The organism is Streptomyces sp. NPDC000878 (assembly GCF_053599695.1).
Genome location: NZ_JBSFMT010000016.1, coordinates 92,000 through 109,450, shown reverse-complemented (window position 1 = coordinate 109,450; position 17,451 = coordinate 92,000). Strand labels below are relative to the sequence as shown.

The 17,451-nt window shown below is 71.9% G+C and carries 19 protein-coding genes and 3 pseudogenes; 12 read left to right on the top strand and 10 right to left on the bottom strand.

Annotation, left to right across the window (positions count from 1 at the left end; translation table 11 throughout):
* Nucleotides 1-70 precede the first annotated feature (70 nt).
* Nucleotides 71-481: a MerR family transcriptional regulator gene (locus tag ACWDR4_RS17220; protein WP_450409365.1), complete on the top strand. Its 411-nt coding sequence runs from the start codon at nt 71-73 to the stop codon at nt 479-481.
* 184 nt (nt 482-665) lie between these two features.
* On the opposite strand, the pseudogene ACWDR4_RS17215 reads toward ACWDR4_RS17220, so the two are convergent.
* Both ACWDR4_RS17215 and ACWDR4_RS17210 read right to left on the bottom strand, forming a co-directional pair.
* Nucleotides 666-844 (bottom strand): annotated as a pseudogene (locus ACWDR4_RS17215) (DUF190 domain-containing protein); the annotation flags it as partial.
* 2 nt (nt 845-846) lie between these two features.
* Nucleotides 847-960 (bottom strand): annotated as a pseudogene (locus ACWDR4_RS17210) (CrcB protein); the annotation flags it as partial.
* A gap of 426 nt (nt 961-1,386) precedes the next feature.
* On the opposite strand from ACWDR4_RS17210, the gene ACWDR4_RS17205 reads away from it, so the two are divergent.
* From ACWDR4_RS17205 to ACWDR4_RS17175, 7 genes are all read left to right on the top strand, one after another.
* On the top strand, nt 1,387-1,881 hold the full coding sequence (locus ACWDR4_RS17205; RefSeq protein WP_450409266.1) for a fluoride efflux transporter FluC: 495 nt from the start codon (nt 1,387-1,389) through the stop codon (nt 1,879-1,881).
* On the top strand, nt 1,878-2,228 hold the full coding sequence (locus ACWDR4_RS17200; protein WP_450409264.1) for a DUF190 domain-containing protein: 351 nt from the start codon (nt 1,878-1,880) through the stop codon (nt 2,226-2,228). Before ACWDR4_RS17205 ends, ACWDR4_RS17200 begins: the two co-directional genes overlap by 4 nt.
* On the top strand, nt 2,225-2,602 hold the full coding sequence (gene crcB / locus ACWDR4_RS17195) for a fluoride efflux transporter CrcB (RefSeq protein WP_450409262.1): 378 nt from the start codon (nt 2,225-2,227) through the stop codon (nt 2,600-2,602). Before ACWDR4_RS17200 ends, crcB begins: the two co-directional genes overlap by 4 nt.
* A gap of 47 nt (nt 2,603-2,649) precedes the next feature.
* Nucleotides 2,650-2,877: a hypothetical protein gene (locus ACWDR4_RS17190; protein WP_450409260.1), complete on the top strand. Its 228-nt coding sequence runs from the start codon at nt 2,650-2,652 to the stop codon at nt 2,875-2,877.
* 385 nt (nt 2,878-3,262) lie between these two features.
* Entirely contained in the window at nt 3,263-4,507 is a 1,245-nt protein-coding gene (locus tag ACWDR4_RS17185; RefSeq protein ID WP_450409258.1) for a cation:proton antiporter, read from the top strand.
* 22 nt (nt 4,508-4,529) lie between these two features.
* Nucleotides 4,530-4,697, top strand: coding sequence for a hypothetical protein (locus tag ACWDR4_RS17180; protein WP_450409256.1), 168 nt, complete (start codon nt 4,530-4,532; stop codon nt 4,695-4,697).
* Between the two features lie 17 nt (nt 4,698-4,714).
* A complete protein-coding gene (locus ACWDR4_RS17175) occupies nt 4,715-4,912 on the top strand; it encodes a hypothetical protein (RefSeq protein ID WP_450409254.1) in 198 nt (65 codons plus the stop codon).
* A 179-nt stretch (nt 4,913-5,091) separates the two neighbouring features.
* Here the strand turns inward: ACWDR4_RS17175 and ACWDR4_RS17170 are convergent, their stop codons facing one another.
* Nucleotides 5,092-6,153 (bottom strand): PucR family transcriptional regulator, encoded by a 1,062-nt coding sequence (locus ACWDR4_RS17170; RefSeq protein ID WP_450409252.1) that lies wholly within the window; start codon nt 6,151-6,153, stop codon nt 5,092-5,094.
* 205 nt (nt 6,154-6,358) lie between these two features.
* A pseudogene (locus ACWDR4_RS17165) lies at nt 6,359-6,586 on the bottom strand (NAD-binding protein); the annotation flags it as partial.
* Between the two features lie 583 nt (nt 6,587-7,169).
* Here ACWDR4_RS17165 and ACWDR4_RS17160 point away from each other — a divergent pair.
* Nucleotides 7,170-7,604: a hypothetical protein gene (locus ACWDR4_RS17160; RefSeq protein ID WP_450409250.1), complete on the top strand. Its 435-nt coding sequence runs from the start codon at nt 7,170-7,172 to the stop codon at nt 7,602-7,604.
* A 511-nt stretch (nt 7,605-8,115) separates the two neighbouring features.
* Here the strand turns inward: ACWDR4_RS17160 and ACWDR4_RS17155 are convergent.
* The 3 genes from ACWDR4_RS17155 to ACWDR4_RS17145 form a co-directional block, all read right to left on the bottom strand.
* Nucleotides 8,116-9,369, bottom strand: a complete 1,254-nt coding sequence (locus ACWDR4_RS17155) for a cation:proton antiporter (protein ID WP_450409248.1) — start codon at nt 9,367-9,369, stop codon at nt 8,116-8,118.
* 6 nt (nt 9,370-9,375) lie between these two features.
* Nucleotides 9,376-9,861: a cation:proton antiporter regulatory subunit gene (locus ACWDR4_RS17150; RefSeq protein WP_450409247.1), complete on the bottom strand. Its 486-nt coding sequence runs from the start codon at nt 9,859-9,861 to the stop codon at nt 9,376-9,378.
* 288 nt (nt 9,862-10,149) lie between these two features.
* The gene (locus ACWDR4_RS17145; protein WP_450409245.1) at nt 10,150-11,493 is read right to left on the bottom strand and encodes a hypothetical protein; all 1,344 of its coding nucleotides are present in this window, start codon (nt 11,491-11,493) and stop codon (nt 10,150-10,152) included.
* 113 nt (nt 11,494-11,606) lie between these two features.
* Here ACWDR4_RS17145 and ACWDR4_RS17140 point away from each other — a divergent pair, with 113 nt between their 5' ends.
* The gene (locus tag ACWDR4_RS17140; protein WP_450409243.1) at nt 11,607-12,860 is read left to right on the top strand and encodes a molybdopterin-dependent oxidoreductase; all 1,254 of its coding nucleotides are present in this window, start codon (nt 11,607-11,609) and stop codon (nt 12,858-12,860) included.
* A 322-nt stretch (nt 12,861-13,182) separates the two neighbouring features.
* On the opposite strand, the gene ACWDR4_RS17135 is transcribed toward ACWDR4_RS17140, so the two are convergent.
* Genes ACWDR4_RS17135 through ACWDR4_RS17125 form a run of 3 tightly spaced genes read right to left on the bottom strand, consistent with a single transcriptional unit; the run spans nt 13,183 to nt 15,481 of the window.
* The gene (locus ACWDR4_RS17135; RefSeq protein WP_450409241.1) at nt 13,183-14,112 is read right to left on the bottom strand and encodes a class I SAM-dependent methyltransferase; all 930 of its coding nucleotides are present in this window, start codon (nt 14,110-14,112) and stop codon (nt 13,183-13,185) included.
* Complete coding sequence (locus ACWDR4_RS17130; RefSeq protein ID WP_450409240.1) at nt 14,109-14,726, bottom strand: TIGR04282 family arsenosugar biosynthesis glycosyltransferase; 618 nt, start codon at nt 14,724-14,726, stop codon at nt 14,109-14,111. The genes ACWDR4_RS17135 and ACWDR4_RS17130 overlap by 4 nt, the downstream gene beginning before the upstream one ends.
* The gene (locus ACWDR4_RS17125; protein WP_450409238.1) at nt 14,723-15,481 is read right to left on the bottom strand and encodes a glycosyltransferase family 2 protein; all 759 of its coding nucleotides are present in this window, start codon (nt 15,479-15,481) and stop codon (nt 14,723-14,725) included. The genes ACWDR4_RS17130 and ACWDR4_RS17125 overlap by 4 nt, the downstream gene beginning before the upstream one ends.
* A gap of 103 nt (nt 15,482-15,584) precedes the next feature.
* Between ACWDR4_RS17125 and ACWDR4_RS17120 the strand changes: the two genes are divergently transcribed.
* Complete coding sequence (locus ACWDR4_RS17120) at nt 15,585-16,343, top strand: response regulator transcription factor (protein ID WP_450409236.1); 759 nt, start codon at nt 15,585-15,587, stop codon at nt 16,341-16,343.
* On the top strand, nt 16,336-17,448 hold the full coding sequence (locus ACWDR4_RS17115) for a sensor histidine kinase (RefSeq protein ID WP_450409234.1): 1,113 nt from the start codon (nt 16,336-16,338) through the stop codon (nt 17,446-17,448). The genes ACWDR4_RS17120 and ACWDR4_RS17115 overlap by 8 nt, the downstream gene beginning before the upstream one ends.
* The last annotated feature ends 3 nt before the right edge of the window (nt 17,449-17,451 follow it).

Sequence of the window (17,451 nt, the reverse complement as noted above, 5' to 3'; positions counted from 1 at the left end):
GTTAGAGTAGAGGTCGGTGGGGTCGCGCGGGGCGCGGTCCCGGCAGGACGAGAAGGGCCAGGACACGGACGTGGACGACAAGCACATGCAGATCGGCGAAGTCGCCGCGCGGACGGAGCTGTCCCTGCGCACCATCCGGCACTACGAGGAAACCGGCCTGGTCATCCCCTCCGCCCGCTCCCAGGGCGGCTTCCGCCTCTACACCGAGAACGACGTGCAGCGGCTTATGGTCATCCGCCGTATGAAGCCGCTCGGCTTCACCCTCGACCAGATGCGCGACCTCCTGGACGCCACCGACCGCCTCGACCACGAGCCCGGCCCCGACTCCGGCGAACGCGATGCCCTGCTGGACCGGGTGCGCGAGTACGAGCAGGCCGCCACCGAGCAGGTCGAGAAGCTTCGGATCCAGCTGGCCCGCGCCGAGGACTTCGCCGCCACCCTCGGCGCCCGCCTGCACCAGACCCCGTCAGCCGCCTCCTGACGACCGGACACAGCCACCAACCTGTACGTCCTGGCGGGCCCCGGCTTCACCGTCCTCGCCACCAGCCTGCCCCTGCTCGTCACCGGACTCGTCATGACCGCCGCCGGCCGCCCGAGCCAGACCGGCATGAACCAGAGGTCTTCCACCAGCGGGTCCTCGGTGCGTGCGAGCAGGCGCATGAGGCCCGCGAGGTGTGGATCAGTGAGGACGCGCCGAAGCCCTCGATGCCCCGGAAGACGCTCCCGCCAGCCCGGCCTTGTGGGCGCGGTGCACGATCTCGGTGTAAAGGGGCCTGTGGTGCCAGATGTCGTTCTCCTCGATGAAGATCGTCACCCGTAGAGCTCTGCCCGTCAGCCTCGTCATCCCTACCGCCATGCCAGTACACGGCGCGTCGCTGTCACCGTGAGCCATACGGCGGCGAGTGCCGCCAGTGCTGTCGCCGCGAGATAGGCCAGACCGGTGCGGGCATGGCCGCCGTCTGCCCGGAGCAGGTGCGCCGCCGCTATGTCCACCTCACCCGCAGGGAGTCAGCGATGCACTGCTACGACTGCCAGAGCGCCGATCACATCGTCGTCGCCGCTGTCGCCGTCTGCCGACAGTGCGGGGCAGCGGTCTGCGCGACCACGCACGGATCGCCCAGGAGGCACTGCACCGTCCGGTCGGCAAGGGCGTCAGCACACTGCCGACTGCCGCACGGCGGATCACCTGCGCCACCTGTCAGGGTGAGGAGGCGTTCCCCATGCGTGGCGTGGCGCAAAGTAACCTGACCGTATGCGGTGGGTTTCTGCGCCGCGCGGCGGTGGGGCTCGCCGTACCCGAACCGCGGCAATGCTGCCGTCAACAGTCCCTACCCGTGAAGAATCCTGTCCGTGCACGCGGACAGGACACCACGTGTAGGGAGAGGTGTGCGTTCGGACGAGACCGGGCTGTCGACAGCGGCAGAGCCCACCGACCCCGACATCGGCCTGTCGGACGCCGAGCAGCGCCAGGAGTTGCGGCGCTCGCACTACGGCGTCCTGCTGGTGATCGCACTCGGCGGGGCGCTGGGCGCTCTCGCCCGCTTCGGCGCCGCCCAGGCATGGCCGACCGCCACCAACAGCTTCCCCTTCACCACCCTCACGGTGAACGCCGCCGGGTGCCTGGTGATCGGCGCCTTCCTCGTCGCCGTCACCGAGATCTTCTCCACTCATCCTCTGCTGCGCCCGTTCTTCGGCACCGGGGTGCTGGGCGGTTTCACCACCTTCTCCACCTACTGCGTGGACATCGAGCGCCTCGTCACCGGCGGCCGTCCGGGGATCGCGCTCACTTATCTGGCGGCAACAGCCGTGGCCGCGGTGCTCGCGGTGACCGTGGGCGCGTGGAGCACGCGCCGCATCCTGTCGAAGTGGAGCGAATCATGAGCTGGCGTACACAGGCGGCACTGCGGCTGACCGTCCTGGTCGACGACACCGACCTTTGGCACCACAAGCCGGTGTACAGCGAGATCGTCCACCGGGCCCATGCCGCCGGGCTCTCCGGCGCCTCGATCTTCCACGGCATGGAAGGCTTCGGAGGCCGGCAGATCATCCACACCACCCGCCTGCTGTCGATGGCCGACGACCTGCCCATCGCCGTGGTCATCGTCGATACCGAGGAACGCATCCAGGCGTTCGTCCCGCAGCTGGAAGAAATGAACATCGAGGGTCTGATCACCCTGGAACCGGTTCAGATCGTCCACTTCGACGGCGCGCCCCGGGCGGACCGGTGAGCGACTTCCTGCTGGTGGCCATCGGCGGGGCGGTCGGCGCACCCCTGCGCTACCTCACCGACCGGGCCGTCCAGGCCCGCCACGACACCGTCTTCCCCTGGGGCACCTTCACCGTCAACGTCGTCGGCTCCCTCGTCCTGGGCATCCTCACCGGCGCCGCCCTGTCCGGCGCCGGAGGGCACACCGTGCAACTGCTGCTCGGCACCGGACTGTGCGGAGCCCTGACCACCTACTCGACGTTCTCCTACGAGACGCTGCGGCTGGCCGAGAGCGGCGCGAAGTTCTTCGCCGCGGCCAACGTCGCCGCCTCCATCGTGGCCGGCCTCGGTGCCGTGTTCGTCGGCGTCGCCCTCGCCCAGGCCCTGTTCGTATGACCCGGACCGGCACCGCGGGCACAGAACGAGGGGGGCGTGGTCCGGGCATGGGTGCGTGGCGGTTCGTCGTCGCCTTCGGCACCGTCAGCCTGCTCGCCGACTTCGTCCACGAAGGCGCCCGCTCGATCACCGGCCCTGTCCTCGCCCACCTCGGTGCCACCGCCGCCGTCGTCGGCATTGTCACCGACGCCGGATACACCCCCGGCCGCGACGGCATCGCCATCGCCGCCGCTCACCCCGATCTGCCCTACGGCCTGACGGACAAACAGGTATGACGGAAGCAACGACCCGGTTCCGGCTCGGTGAAGGCACCGCCAACGCGGACGGCGCCCTCACCGGATGGACCGACCCGCCCCTCGCCCCAGCCACGCCACGACAGGGCCCGACCCGGCTCAGGTTCCGTCCCATGCCCCAGACGCTTGAGCCTGCGCCAGGTTCCTCCTCACGTGACAGCAGCAAGAAGACCGGCGCGAAGGGGAGGGCCACACAGAGACCAGTCGGCTCCTCATGTTGCCGGATCCTGGCAACGTAGGTGCCTCCGTGGTGCCCGTCAGTGATCTGTCAAAGACGCATCAAGGGCTAGTAGGGTTCCCCCTGGTGTGCCGGGAAGCCTGGTCGGCGAGTAGGGGACAGTCTCTCTTCCGATCGGGGATGGCCGTCATGGTGCTCGTTGTGGTGTTCGGGGCCGCGCTGTTGGTGGCGGTGCTGTTGTCGGGCCTGGCGGGGCGGACGGTGCTCTCCACGTCCTTTCTGTTCCTTGTCGGCGGAGCGCTGGTCAGCGACGGATTCCTCGGGCTGATCCACATCACTCCGGACAGCGAGATCGTGTCCGTGACGGCCGATCTGGCGCTGTTCGCGGTGCTGTTCACCGACGGCATGCACGTGTCCCTGCCCAAGCTGCGCGCCGGCTGGAAGAACCCCGCGCGGGCCCTGGGCCTGGGCATGCCGCTCGCGTTCGTCTTCATGGCCCTGGTCACCCACTACCTGGTGGGCTTGGACTGGACGACGTCGTTCCTGGTCGGAGCCGTTCTGGCACCGACCGACCCGGTGTTCGCGTCGGCGATCGTCGGGCGTGCGGAAGTCCCGGCGAAGCTGCGGCAGTTGCTGAACGTGGAGAGCGGCATCAACGACGGGCTCGCGCTGCCCGTGGTCCTGATGCTGATCGCGGCGGCCGGCCCGACCGCGGACAGCGCGGAAGCCTCCGGCTCCACCATCGCGGTGGAACTGCTGCTCGGCCTGGTCTTCGGTGTCGTACTGCCTCTGCTGGTCAACGGTCTCGTCCGCTTCCGGCTGCTGGGCGCGGAGCCGAAGCTGCAGCCGCTGCTGCCGCTGGCCACCGGGATCATCCTGTACGCCACCTGCCACCTCACCCACGCCAACCCCTACCTCGCCGCCTTCTCGGCGGGCGCGACCTTGGCCCACGTGTCGCCGGAGGCGAAGACGTCCTTCGAACCGCTCGGTGAGGCGCTGGCGGAGCTGGCGAAGTTCGCGGCGCTCCTGGTGTTCGGCGCGCTGCTGACCCCGCAGTTGTTCGGTGACCTGCCCTTCGGCGGCTACGTGGCCGTGATCCTGGCGATCGTGCTGATCCGCCCGGCGTCGCTGCTCATCTCGCTGCTCGGCACGAGCGTCATTTCGCGCAAGGAGAAGCTGGTGGCGGCCTGGTTCGGCCCGAAGGGCTTCGCCTCGGTCGTCTACGGCCTGCTGGTGCTGCAGTCCGGCATTCCACAGGCGGAGGAGGCGTTCACGCTCGTCGCGGTCTGCATCGCCTTCTCGATCATCGCCCACAGCTCCACGGACGTCCCGATCGCCCGCGCCTTCGACGTCGACGAACTCATCGGCATCCCGGACAAGGACGAGCCCGCCACCGCCCCGCCCGAGGAGGGCCGCCTCGACGCTCGCGCGTGACCTGGCCCGCGCCTGTCCGACGGTGCGGGTCGACGACGACGCCCAGGAGGCGGCGCGGCTGCTGGTGCGTGAGCGGCTGCCCGCTCTGCTGGTTCTCGACCAGGTGGAGTGCCCGTACGCGATCGTCCCAGCCTCTCAGCTGCTCGGCGCCCTGGTGTCTGAAAACCCGACCGCCTGGACCCGCTGTTGACTCTGATCGCCGGTCGTTTGGACGACGGAGCCCAGGAAACGCTCTCCGGGCGGTCGGTGGCGGACTGGCTGCCTCGACACCGCGTCACGCCCGGGCTGGTGGGTCCGGAGGACTCGCCGTCGGAGGTCGCCGCTCTTATGACGCGCAAGGACTGTCCCGTCGTCTACGCCGTCGATCCGACGAACCGGGCGGACAGCACCGATCGGAGTCCGTGACCCTCGGTGCGGCCGGGCCGCCTCCGGCAGGGAGCGTGTCAGCCCTTCCTGCCCTTTGCGTCCTTCCTGTTCTTCTTCGGCTGCGGGTCAGGTCCGCCTGCCGAGTCTTCGCCCACGTGGGTATCCGTCTCATCGACGCGAACGGCGGCGGCCGTCGGCTCGGGCGGGGCCGTCGGCCGTCACACCTCGTCGTCGGGCCACCCGAGGAGCCGGGCCCCGATCACCGCGGTCTGCAAGGTGTAGCGGTGGACGGAATCCCCCGGGTCGGCGCCGGTGAGCTTGTGGATGCGCTCCAGCCGGTAGGTGAAGGCCCGCACACTCAGGTTCAGGCGCCTCGCCGCCTCGGCGGCGACGCAGCCGGAGTCGAAGTACGCCGTCAGTGTCTCGACGAGGGGACGGGCGCCGCCACGTGCGCTGAGCAGCGGGCCGAGGGTGTTGCCGACGAGATCGGCCATGGCTTGCCGGTCGCGGGTCAGGACCGGGTAGACGAGGAGGTCGGCCGCGCGCAGCACCGGCTCGTGGATCTGCAACCGGTCTGCCAGGTCGAGGGCGTTGAGAGCCTCTTCGTAGGAGTGGACGACTCCTCCCGCACCCGGGTGCGGGCGTCCGATGGCGACCCGGCCACCTTCGTTGGCCGCGTACGCCTGCTTGGCGAAGAACGCCAGCACGTCGTCCTGGTCCCCGGGGGCGATGCAGACGAGTCGGCCGTCCTTGGTGGTGAGCAGAATGCGCCGCTCGCCGAACCGGCCGACCACGGCGCTCTCCACCTGCCGGGTGGCCGGGTCGGTCTCCTCGACCGGCTTGCCGCCCTGCGCGACGGCGACGGCGTGGGCGCGGGAGAGGAGCAGGCCGAAGCGCTCAGCCCGTTCGGACAGGCGGCCCAGGTCGCTGCGGCCGTAGAGCAGGTCGTCGATGAACTCCCGGCGCATCGCCTCCTCCTGCCGCACGGCGAGCTGCTGCGCCCGCTCGTGTCCTTCGGCGAAGGCGTCGATCGCCTGCTCGACGGCGGCAAGTGCGCGATCATCCGCCGAGGCGGCGAGGACGGGCCAATGCTCACGGGCCACGGCCAGGTGCCGGCGAACGACGGCCCGTATCCCGAAGCCGGCTTCGGCGGCGCGCTCCCCCCGGGTCCGCAGGGACTCCAACTCGTCCCGGGTGAGGCGACGGCCCGTCGCACACACCTCGGTCAGTATCTGGACATACCCCTCCAGATACTCGTCGGGGACCTCTCGCCCTGTCACACGTCCTCCCGTGTTCTTGACGCCTTGCCGACGTATTCCTGACGCACGCCGGACAAGAGTCGCAGATCCGGGGTGGAACGCGGGGCCGGGAGCGGAGGCTTGCAGGGGAGGACAGCACGGTGGTGGAGGTGTCCAGCGCTGCCGGATCGAGCCCTGGTGAGGCGACCGCGGCGGCCTGGTCGAGCAGGTCGGCCAGGTGTCGGCCGAGTCTGCGGTCGTAGAGCCGGATGACCAGGCGCGGACGGGGGTTGAGGCGGCGGGAGGCGAGGGTCGCGCGGATGTTGGTCTCGTCGTCGCCATGGACGAGCGCGAGGGCGTCGGCCCGCGGGACACCGGCCTGAGCGAGTGCCTGTTCGTCGAGGACCGGCGCCTGGAGGACGCGGATGGCCGGTTCCGGGTCCGTGTCGGAGGCCAGGTTCACGACCGCCCGCATGCGGGCGAGCAGAGCGGTGGCCGCCGCCCATCTCTCCGCGCCGGTTCCAGCGGTGCCGGTACCCGGCAGCGACGGCACGACGACGGTGACCCGCGTGCGGTACAGCTCACGCAGCTCGGCGGCGAGACGCTCGGCGAGGGCGTCGTCGCCGCACACCACCATGTGGCCCGGAAGCGCCGGGTGCCGGGTCTGGCCGGGAAGCGGGGGCACGCGCCTCATGGGTGGGTCCGCCTCCCGACGGCAGCGACGTGGCTGCGGTACCGGCCTCCTTCTGCCCGGCCGTCCACCGTCCGGCGGTCTCCCACGGCTCCGTACGAGACTCGGCCCATCTCTTCTCCGTCCCCGAGGCTGATGCCGGCCGGACCGGACGACGACGGTCAGACTAGACAACGGCTGGGTCCTCGCCGCAGTTGTCGTCGTCCGGCATCAAGAAGGCGTAAAGACTGCCGGAACACGGCAATGCGCCGCACGGCATGGGCAGTTCAAGATAGGGCTGCAGAAACACGGGGAGCGGTCCCGGTGCCGTGCCCTGGCAACAGGGGTGGGCGCCGGGACTCGGGGAGTCGATTCGGGGGTCAGGGGCATGGGGCAGGTCGTTGAAACCGCCGCGCAGTTCCCCACCGTCATCTTCACCTCCGCCCTGGTGGTCACTCTCGGCTTCTGGCTTCTGGTCCTGCTGGGCCGTGCCCGCGTACGCGACTTCGATACCGACGCCCCGTCTCTGGCCCGGTCTTTCGGCGGGGTGCCGGTCGCCGTCGCGGTCTCCGTCGTGATCGTGACGACCTGGCTCCTCAGCCTCACCGGGACGGCCCTGATGGACCCGGCACACCTGACCGGTCTCGGTCGTGCCGCGGCCCGTGTCGCGCTGCTCGGACTGTCCGTGCTCGTCGCCTGGACCGCGACCCGAAGGTGCGCGGTGTCTCTCGCCAGGCTGTTCCCCGGCCGTGCCGGCCTGTACCTGCGAGATACGGCGAGTGGCACTCCGTACGATCCCGGCAGCTGCCGCGCTCGCAGCTGAGCCGTGACCTGACCGCGGTCGAACCGCGTGGCCACACCTGACGCACCTGCCCGCACCCGAGCGGGTCGCCCCGCCTCGCTGTCGAGGCGCCAACTCATCGCAGAACAGTGCTGTGCAGCCGTCCGGGCTGAGGTGCTCCACGTCGGTCAGGTCGACCTCCAGGACCTCCGGTCCGGCGTCGATCACCCGGACCCGGCGTCGGCCGGTCGCATCGGCGGTACGGGCGTCCAGGTCGCCGAGCAGCCGGATCACTTCGTGAGCGGGCGTGCCCCGGGGCTCGGACTGCCGACGGTGGCGCAGACGGAAGAGGCGCATCGGTGGCTCCAGGGCAGCAGTGGAGGATCGCCGACCAGGCTTCCCGGCACACCTGCCGGAAGGCTATCGGGCACATCGCAGCGGCGCCTGTTCTGTGCCTCCCCTGGCGAACTGTGGGAATCTCCCGTTTTCCTCGGCCATGGGCCGTCGACGGACGCGAGGTGCCTCCGCTGCCGCACGTCTCGTCCGGGGTCGGTTACGCGTGGCCGACGGCATCCTGGTCGTCGATGGTCTTGTACGTGTCCGGCGGCGCAGGCTCGCTGTCGTCCGGCGCCGGGGCGGGCCGTCGGTGGCGCTGTCCGAGCAGGCGGGTGGCCAGTGGTTCGGTGTAGCGGGCGGTGAGAGGGCCGAGGACGACGAGGATCAGGACGTAGGCGGTGGCCAGCGGACCGAGAGAGGGCTCGATGCCTGACGTGACGGCGAGCCCGGCGATGACGATGGAGAACTCCCCGCGGGCGACCAGGGTGCCGCCGGCACGCCAGCGGCCCTTGGGGCCGATCCCGGCGCGGTGGGCGGCCCAGTAGCCGGTGGCGATCTTCGTGGCGGTGGTGACGGCGGCCAGGGCGAGGGCGGGCAGCAGGACGGGCGGGATGCTGGCAGGGTCGGTGTGCAGGCCGAAGAAGACGAAGAACACCGCCGCGAACAGGTCCCGCAGCGGTGCCAGGAGACTGTGGGCGCCCTCGGCGGCCTCGCCGGACAGGGCGATGCCGACCAGGAAGGCGCCGACGGCGGCGGACACCTGCAGCTGCTGCGCCAGCCCGGCGATCACCAGGGTCAGGCCGAGGACGACGAGCAGCAGTTTCTCGGGGTCGTCGCTGGAGACGAAGCGGGAGATGTGGCGGCCGTAGCGGACCGCGAGGACCAGGACGAGGACGGCCGCGCCGAGGGCGATGGCGAGCGTGACGCTGCCCGCCGCCAGACCGGCCCCGGCCAGCAGAGCGGTGACGATGGGCAGGTAGACCGCCATGGAGAGGTCTTCGAGGACGAGGATGCTCAGGATGGTCGGGGTTTCCCGGTTGCCGAGCCGGCCCAGGTCGCCGAGGACCTTGGCGATGACGCCGGAGGAGGACACCCAGGTGACCCCGGCCAGCACGACGGCGGCCACCGGGCCCCAGCCCAGCAGCAGTGCCATGGCCGCGCCTGGCAGGGCGTTGAGGGCGGCGTCGACGAGTCCGGCGGGGTAGTGGGTCCTGAGGTTGGTGACCAGATCGCTGGCGGTGTACTCCAGGCCCAGCATGAGCAGGAGCAGGATGACGCCGATCTCGGCGCCGACGGCGACGAAGTCCTCGCTGGTGCCCAGTGGCAGCAGCCCGCCGTTGCCGAAGGCGAGTCCGGCCAGCAGATACAGCGGTATAGGGGAGAACTGGAAGCGCCCGGCGAACCGGCCGAGCAGTCCGAGGACCAGGATGATGCAGCCGAACTCGATCAGGAAGACAGCGGAGGAGTGCATGGCGGGTCACTCCCGCCCGAGTATCGCGGCGGCTGCCTCCACGCCTTCGCGGGTGCCGATGAGGATGAGGGTGTCACCTCCGGCGAGGCGGAAGTCGGGCGCGGGGGAGGGGATCGCTTCGGCGCGGCGCAGCACGGCGACGATGGAGACGCCGGTCTCGGTACGCATCCGGGTCTCGCCCAGCAGGCGCCCGTTCCAGTGCGAGGTGGCCGACACTTCGATGCGCTCGGCGACGAGGCCCAGGTCGGTGGTGGACAGCAGGTTCGGGGTGTGGTGGGCGGGCATCAGTGCGTCGATGAGGGTGGCCGCCTCCTCCGCGGTCAGCCGGGCGGACAGGGCGCACGCGTCCGGGTCGTCCCTGCGGTAGGCGCTGATCGTCCGGTGACCGTCGCGGTGGGCGACGACTGACAGGCGCCGGTTCTCCCGCGTCGTCAGGTCGTAGCGGACCCCGATTCCCGGCAACGGCGTACTGCTCAGGCGTGGCGCGCCCATGGCGGTCACCCTTCTCTCGGCGTGAGCGACTCGTGCTGCCGCGCGCCCGTGGAGGACCGCGCGTGACGAGCGCCCAGGGTCCGACCTGTGAGGCTCATCCTATGAGGCAGGGCGGAACACTTCCCTTCCAGCGATCGTCACTCCTCGGGGAAGGACCGACCTGGTGTCCCAGGCGCCGCCCGACGTCGGTCGTCCCACGTCGAGACGCCGACCAGAATGACCCGTGATCGCGCCGACCATCACAGGCATGCGTCCTCTGTAGGCGGCACGGCCTCGGCCGTTTCCCTGTCACCAGCTGGTCAGGAGCAGGTGGTTGAGGAGCAGGGCGAGGGCGGCCTGTGCGGTGAGCCAGGCGCGGGGCCCGGTGAGGAACGCGCAGGCCGGGAGCAGCCACATGACGAACGGCAGCCAGATGCGTTCCGTCTCCGCCTTGCTCATGCCGGAGAGGTCTGCGGCGAGCAGGGCGAGCACCGCGGCGAACACGATCAGGGCGAGACGTGGTGCGGCGGCGGGGCAGGGGGCGCCGAGGCAGGTGCGGAGACCCTTGCGGACGGGGGCCGCCCCGGCCCGCCGCAGGCCCGCGACCGTGGCCGGGCCCACGATCAGTACCGTGCAGGCGAGGTTCGCCCACACCCAGTAGCCGTACGGCCGGACCCCGCCCGCGCCTTCGTGGTAGCGGGTGACCAGCAGGCGGTACGCCTCCCACCAGTCGAAGCCGAGCAGCGTGAACACCAGCGGCACGACGGCCAGTCCGGCGACGACGTACGGGAGGGGCCGCAGCCGTCGGGTGCCGAGCAGCAGGACGGCGCCCGCGATCACGGCGAACAGGGTGAGTCCGTACGAGAGATAGCAGGTGAGGCCGAATAGGAGCCCCGCCGCGAAACCGGCCGTCCTCGGCCGGCGTACCGTGACCGCGAGGGCGAGGAGCGCGACGGCCCAGGCGGCGACCGCCGCGAAGTACCCGTCGGCGGAGGTGCCCATCCAGACGGCGGCCGGGGCCAGGACGAGGAAGGGTGCCGCCCGCCGGGCGAGGGCCTCACCGGCGAGCGTGCGCACGGTCACCAGCACCGCCGCGCCCGCCGTCGCGCCGGTGACGATGCACCACACCCCGGCCCAGCCGCCGCCTCCGAGTCCGATCCGGTCGAGCAGGACGAAGGTGACAGGAGCCGCCGGAGGGTGCCCGGCCACGTGCGCGGGCCAGTTGTCCGGTGAGTGGAGCAGGATGTGGTGGGTGAAGTCCCGCAGGGTGGCGGGGATGTCGTGGAAGCGGTCGATGACCCGGAGGTACTCGTTGCGGGCCGTGAGCTGGCCGGCGATGCCCCGCTGCCAGCCGTCGATCAGCGCGAGCGAGAACGTCCAGGCCATGGCGGTGCCCCAGACGGCGCCGAGCAGCGCGCGCCACGGCAGCCGGGCGGCGAGGCGCGGCCCGTACGCCACGACGGCGAACGCCACCAGGAGGGCGGCGGGGGTGCCGGGACCGACGTGTGGCACCCAGTTGGCGGCCAGCGGCGGCCAGTTCACCCACAGGGTGCCGTGGTCGCGCTGGATGGCTGTGCCGACCAGGACGGCCGTCACGACGAGCAGGGCTGCGGCCAGCACGGCACCCAGGTCACGGAGGAGATCGCGGTTCACACCGGAACGCTAGGGCGGAGCGGGCCGGATGCCGTCCCGGCGGGCCCGGACGTCAGCGTTTCGTCATGAGTCGTGGACCCCGAATCCGGGCCCGCGCGGCCTACGGTCGGGACATGCGCGATCTGTTGCTCCCCTCTTCTCCCGGTTTCTGGCGCAGTCCCGTGCGCGGACCCTGGTTCACCTCGGTGCTCGGGGTGGTGCTGCTCGGCGGGATCACCGTGCTGTTCGTGACAGGTCTGGTGTCGTACGCCGCCTACAACCCGGGGCTGTCGCCGGTGAACGACAAGACCCCGGACAAGGGACTGCTCGGGTTCTACCTCTTCGCCTGGCCGACCGACCCGCACTGGCTGTACCGGCTCACGCAGGGCGTGCACGTGACGCTCGGGATCACGCTGATCCCCGTACTGCTGGCGAAGCTGTGGTCGGTCGTGCCGAAGCTGTTCGCGCTGCCGCCCGCGCGGTCCCTCGCCCACGCGCTGGAGCGGATCTCGCTGCTCCTGCTCGTGGGGGGCGCGCTGTTCGAGTTCACCACGGGGGTACTGAACGTCCAGCTCGACTATCTCTTCCCCGGCTCCTTCTATCCGCTGCACTTCTACGGAGCCTGGGTGTTCTTCGCGGCGTTCGTGACGCACGCGGTGCTTCGGATGCCCGCAGCGCTGCGCAACCTGCGGCAGATGAGAGAGCAGCACCGACCGGAGGAAGGGGAGTTGGTGTCACCGGCTCCCGCCCCGCCCACCGTCTCGCGGCGCGGAGCCCTCGGCTTCGTCGGCGGTGGTTCGCTGCTCCTGTTCGCCACGACGGCGGGGCAGAGCTTCGACGGGCCGCTGCGGGAGACGGCCGTGCTCGCGCCGCACGGCGGTCCCGAACCGGGCTCCGGGCCCGGCGGCTTCCAGATCAACAAGACGGCCGCGTCGCGCGGGATCAGCACGGCGGAGACGAACGAGGAGGCGTGGCGGCTGGTCGTCGAGGGACGCGGCCGGACGGTCCGCCTCAGCCGGACAGATCTGCTGCGACTCCCGCTGCACAGCGCGGCGCTGCCCATCGCCTGTGTGGAGGGCTGGTCGACCTCCGACCAGTGGTGGCGAGGTGTACGGCTGCGGGACCTGGCAGCGCTCGTCGGGTACGAGGGGGACGAAGCGGGCGCAGCGCCCGACGTCCTGGTGGAGTCCCTCCAGCGGCACGGGGCGTTCCGTCGGGCCGCCCTGCGCGCCAACCAGGTGCGCGACGCGCGTTCCCTGCTCGCCCTGTTCGTCAACGGCGAGTCCCTGACTCCCGACCACGGCTACCCGGCGCGCGTCATCGTCCCCGCGGCGCCCGGTGTGCTCAACACCAAGTGGGTGGCCCGGATGACCTTCGGAGACCTGTGATGCGACTGCTTGTGACGCGCCGGCGCGTGGGAAGTCCTCTGCAACTCCTGTTGCTCGGCTGTTCGTTCGCGCTCGCCGGGTACGCGGGCGTGCGGCTGCTCGCGGACGACTGGTTCGCGGTGGCGCTGTGGTTCGTGGGTGCGGCGCTGGTGCACGACCTGGTGCTGGTGCCGCTGTACGCCGGGGTGGACCGGGCGCTGGTACGGGTGCTCGGCGGGGCCGGCCGCCGGGGGTGGACGGTCTTCGTCCGCGTCCCGGCGGCGCTCTCCGGTCTTCTGCTGCTGGTGTGGTTTCCGCTGATCAGCGGGCGGGTGGCGGACTCCTACCGGTCCGGCACCGGCCTCCCCGGCGACAGGTTCCTGTCCCGCTGGCTGCTGATCACGGCGGTGCTGTTCGGGGGCTCGGCGGTCCTGCTCGCACTGAAGTCGCTGCGGCTGCGCAGGGCGACGAAGGAGCGGCCTTCGGCTGTCCACTGACTCTCCGGGCGCCAGCCCGCGCCCGCCGCGTGCCGCAGCAGGGCCGGGGTGCCCAGGCGCGCCCAGGGGAAGACCGGGTCGCTGGTGACTCCGGCGCCGGCCGTGGCCGGGACGATGTGGACGTTGACGCGTTCGTCGACGTCCATGTCCGCAACGGTCTCGGCGATCAACAGCCCGCCAGGCGTGAGGAGTTGGGACACCCTCCGGAGCAGGGCGGTCGGATCGCCGCCGATGCCGATGTTCCCGTCGATGAGGAGGACGGTGTCCCAGCGTCCCTCGCCCGGGACCGGCTGGAAGACGGAGCGGCGCAGGGCCTGACCGCCGAGCTGCACCGTGCGGGCGACGGCCGCCTCGCTGACGTCGATGCCGAGCGCGGGCCGGCCCAGCGCCGCCAGTTCCACCACCAGCCGTCCCGGCCCGCAGCCCACATCGAGCACGGCCCCCTCGCAGAGCCCCAGCACCTCCCGGTCCACCGCGTCGGCCCGCCCGCACCACCGCTCCACCTCCAGGGGCAGCAGCCAGCCGTCGGGCCGCCGCAGGAAGAGCGGGCCGCGGCCGGTGCGCACGGCGTCGGAGTACGGGTCGGCCGACCACGGACGCGGGACGCCGTCGACCGGAACGGGGGATACGTACCCTGGTCCGTTGCCCGGCGTGCGGTCCTGCGGGAGGTCGGGGACCGGGGAGAGGGCCGGGCCCCGCGTCCCGCTTCCAGGCGCGGGTACGGGTACGAGTGGCCCGGTGCTCGGCGGCGGAGTGACCTCGTGTGCGGTGCTCATCGCCCGGCGCTCACCCCGAGCCGGTGCAGTTCGGCGGCGAAGCGGCCATGGGGAGCGAGGGCGGCGACAGCCTCCGCGTCGGCGGCCGTGTCGACGTCCCGCAGCCGGGGCAGATCACGCACGCGCAGACCGGCGGCGACGAGCCGCGCACGCTGCACGGCCCCCGTCGTGGGCGTCGACATCGGCACACCCCGCAGCAACGCCGGCTCGGGGTCGGCCAGTCCCAGCGCCCAGAAGCCGCCGTCCTCGGCGGGGCCGAAGTACGCGTCGCAGTCGGCGAAGTCCACGGTGAGGAGTGCGGGCGTCACCTGCGGTGTGTCCATGCCGATGAGCAGCGCGGGCCCGTCACAGCTCGCGAAGGCGGCGGCCAGCCGTTCGTCCAGACCGCCCGGGCACTGCGGTACGACGTCGAAGCCGGGCGGCAGCCAGGGGCCCGGCGCTCCGTCGAGGACCAGTACCCGCCGGGTCGCGGGCGTCGCCGCCACCGTACGCAGGGTGTCGGCGAGAGACGCCTCGGCGAGCGCCGCCGCCTGCGCGGGGGTGAAGGGCGGGGTGAGCCGGGTCTTGACCCGGCCCGGACGAGGTTCCTTGGCGATGACGAGAAGCGTGGTCACCGGGCGTCGCCCCCTTGCACGGGTGCCGTGGACGCGGTGGGCGTGACGGGAGCCTGGGCCAGGACGCGGCTCATGTCCCGTACCGCCTGCCAGGTGCCGCGCCAGGTGCCGGTCACTTTGGAGGCGCCGGCGCGCGGCAGGTACGGGACGTCGTGCTCGGTGACGCGCCAGCCCGCGTCGGCGGCCCGCACCACCATCTGCAAGGGGTATCCGCTGCGCCGGTCGGTGAGCCCGAGGGCCAGCAGCCGCTCCCGGCGGGCGGCGCGCAGCGGACCGAGGTCGTGCAGGCGCAGCCCGGTGCGGCGGCGCAGCAGCCGGGCGAGCGCGAGATTGCCGGCCCGGGCGTGCACGGGCCAGGCGCCCCGGCTCTGCGGGCGGCGCCGGCCGAGCACCAGGTCGGCCCCGCCGTCGCGTACTTCGCGTACGAAGGGGACGAGCAGCGCCGGGTCGAGCGAGGCGTCGCAGTCGCAGAAGCACACGATGTCCGCGGTGGCGGCGGTCAGCCCGGCGTGGCAGGCCGCGCCGAATCCACGGCGCTCTTCGGACACGACCCGCGCGCCGAGAGCACGGGCGATGTCGGCCGAGCCGTCGGTGGAGCCGTTGTCCACGACCAGCGCACGCCAGCCGGACGGGATGCGGGCGAGCACCCAGGGCAGGGCCTCGGCCTCGTTCAGACAGGGCAGGACCACGTCGACGGGCGCTGTGGCCGTCTCCGCTTCCGGTTCCGTTGCAGGAGAGGTTGTCACGGCTTTCACCCTACGGAGACAAAAGGGAGGTAACGGACTTCAGCTCCTTACGAAACGCGGACGTCGACGCCGGCGCACGGCACCCGGACGCGCCCGGTGGGAGGCTGGACGTATGCAGCAACCGCACGAATCACCAGGTACCGGAGCCGCCCCGGGCAGGAACGGAGGTGCGGCGCGCGTCCTTGTCGTGGACGACGACCCCACGGTCGCCGAGGTCGTCTCCGGGTACCTCGACCGGGCCGGCTACACCGTGGACCGGGCGGGAGACGGCCCCGAGGCGCTCGCCAGGGCCGCCGCGCACTGGCCCGACCTGGTGGTCCTGGACCTGATGCTGCCCGGCATGGACGGCCTGGAGGTGTGCCGCCGGATACGCGGGCACGGACCCGTACCGGTCATCATGCTCACCGCGCGCGGCGACGAGGACGACCGCATCCTCGGTCTGGAGGTGGGCGCCGACGACTACGTCACCAAACCCTTCAGCCCCCGGGAACTCGTCCTGCGCGTGGAGTCCGTACTGCGCCGCACCCGGCCCGCCCCCGCGGCCCGTTCCCTGCACGCGGCCGGCCTCACCGTCGACCCGGCCGCCCGCCGCGCCACCAGGAACGGCACCGAACTCGCCCTCACCATCCGGGAGTTCGACCTCCTCGTGTTCTTCCTCCGGAACCCCTGCCGGGCGTACGCCCGCGAGGAGCTGATGCACGAGGTGTGGGGCTGGGACTTCGGTGACCTGTCCACGGTGACCGTCCATGTGCGCCGGCTGCGCGGCAAGGTCGAGGACGACCCGGCCCGGCCCCGGCTGATCCAGACGGTGTGGGGCGTCGGCTACCGCTTCGACGCCCAGGCACGCGAGGAGGCGTCTGACCGTGCGTGACACCCTCCTCATAGCCCTGTTCGCCTTCCTGGGCGCCGCCGCGGCGGGACTGCTCGGCGCGGGAACCCTGTGGCTCATCCGGCGGCGGTCGCTCACCACGTCCCTCACGGTCGTCGCCGCTGTCGCCGTGACCGCGATGCTCGCCGGCACGCTGGCCGTGGCGCAGGCGATGTTCCTGTCCGCGCACGACCTGACCGTCGTCACCACGGTCGTCGCCATGGCCGCCGTCGTCTCGCTGGCCACCGCACTGCTGCTGGGACGCTGGGTCGTCGCCGGCAGCCGCGAACTCGCCCTCGCCGCACGCTCGTTCGGCGACGGCGGCGCCTTCGCCGCCCCCGACGGCCCGGCGACCGCCGAACTCACCGCACTGAGCCGGGAGCTGGCGGCCACCAGCGCGAAACTCGCCGAGTCCCGCGACCGCGAACGCGCCCTGGAGACCTCCCGCCGCGAACTCGTCGCCTGGATCTCGCACGACCTGCGCACCCCGCTCGCCGGCCTGCGGGCGATGTCCGAGGCGCTGGAGGACGGCGTGGCCGCGGACCCGCCCCGCTACCTCCGCCAGATCCGCACCGAGGTCGACCGGCTCAACGGCATGGTGGGGGACCTGTTCGAACTCTCCCGCATACATGCCGGCACCCTCGCCCTGTCCCCGTCCCGCATCTCCCTGTACGACCTCGTCGGCGACGCCCTCGCCGGCGCGGACCCCCTGGCCCGGGAACACGGCGTACGGCTGGTCGGCGACCGGGTCGAGCCCGTGCCGGTCGAGGTGGACGGCAAGGAGATGAGCCGGGTCCTGGGCAACCTGCTGGTCAACGCGATCCGCCGGACCCCGGCCGACGGCACGGTCGCGGTGGTCGCCGAACGGTCGGACACCGGGGTCGTCCTGTCCGTCACCGACGGCTGCGGCGGCATCCCGGAGGAGGACCTCCCGCGCGTCTTCGACACCGGCTGGCGCGGCACGCACGCACGTACACCTCCGGCCGGAGCGGGCCTGGGCCTCGCCATCGTCCGCGGCATCGTGGAGGCCCACCGGGGACAGACGGCCGTGCACAACGTCCCCGGCGGCTGCCGCTTCGTGGTGACACTTCCCGCGCCCGGGGCATGAACG

Bases quoted from the DNA above. Each gene is read 5' to 3' on its own strand.
- ACWDR4_RS17150 (WP_450409247.1), bottom strand. From the start codon at position 9,861: ATGGGCGCGCCACGCCTGAGCAGTACGCCGTTGCCGGGAATCGGGGTC.
- ACWDR4_RS17200 (WP_450409264.1), top strand. From the start codon at position 1,878: ATGAGCTGGCGTACACAGGCGGCACTGCGGCTGACCGTCCTGGTCGAC.
- ACWDR4_RS17135 (WP_450409241.1), bottom strand. From the start codon at position 14,112: ATGAGCACCGCACACGAGGTCACTCCGCCGCCGAGCACCGGGCCACTC.
- ACWDR4_RS17140 (WP_450409243.1), top strand. From the start codon at position 11,607: ATGCGCGATCTGTTGCTCCCCTCTTCTCCCGGTTTCTGGCGCAGTCCC.
- ACWDR4_RS17185 (WP_450409258.1), top strand. From the start codon at position 3,263: ATGGTGCTCGTTGTGGTGTTCGGGGCCGCGCTGTTGGTGGCGGTGCTG.
- ACWDR4_RS17190 (WP_450409260.1), top strand. From the start codon at position 2,650: ATGGGTGCGTGGCGGTTCGTCGTCGCCTTCGGCACCGTCAGCCTGCTC.
- ACWDR4_RS17155 (WP_450409248.1), bottom strand. From the start codon at position 9,369: ATGCACTCCTCCGCTGTCTTCCTGATCGAGTTCGGCTGCATCATCCTG.
- ACWDR4_RS17160 (WP_450409250.1), top strand. From the start codon at position 7,170: ATGGGGCAGGTCGTTGAAACCGCCGCGCAGTTCCCCACCGTCATCTTC.
- ACWDR4_RS17120 (WP_450409236.1), top strand. From the start codon at position 15,585: ATGCAGCAACCGCACGAATCACCAGGTACCGGAGCCGCCCCGGGCAGG.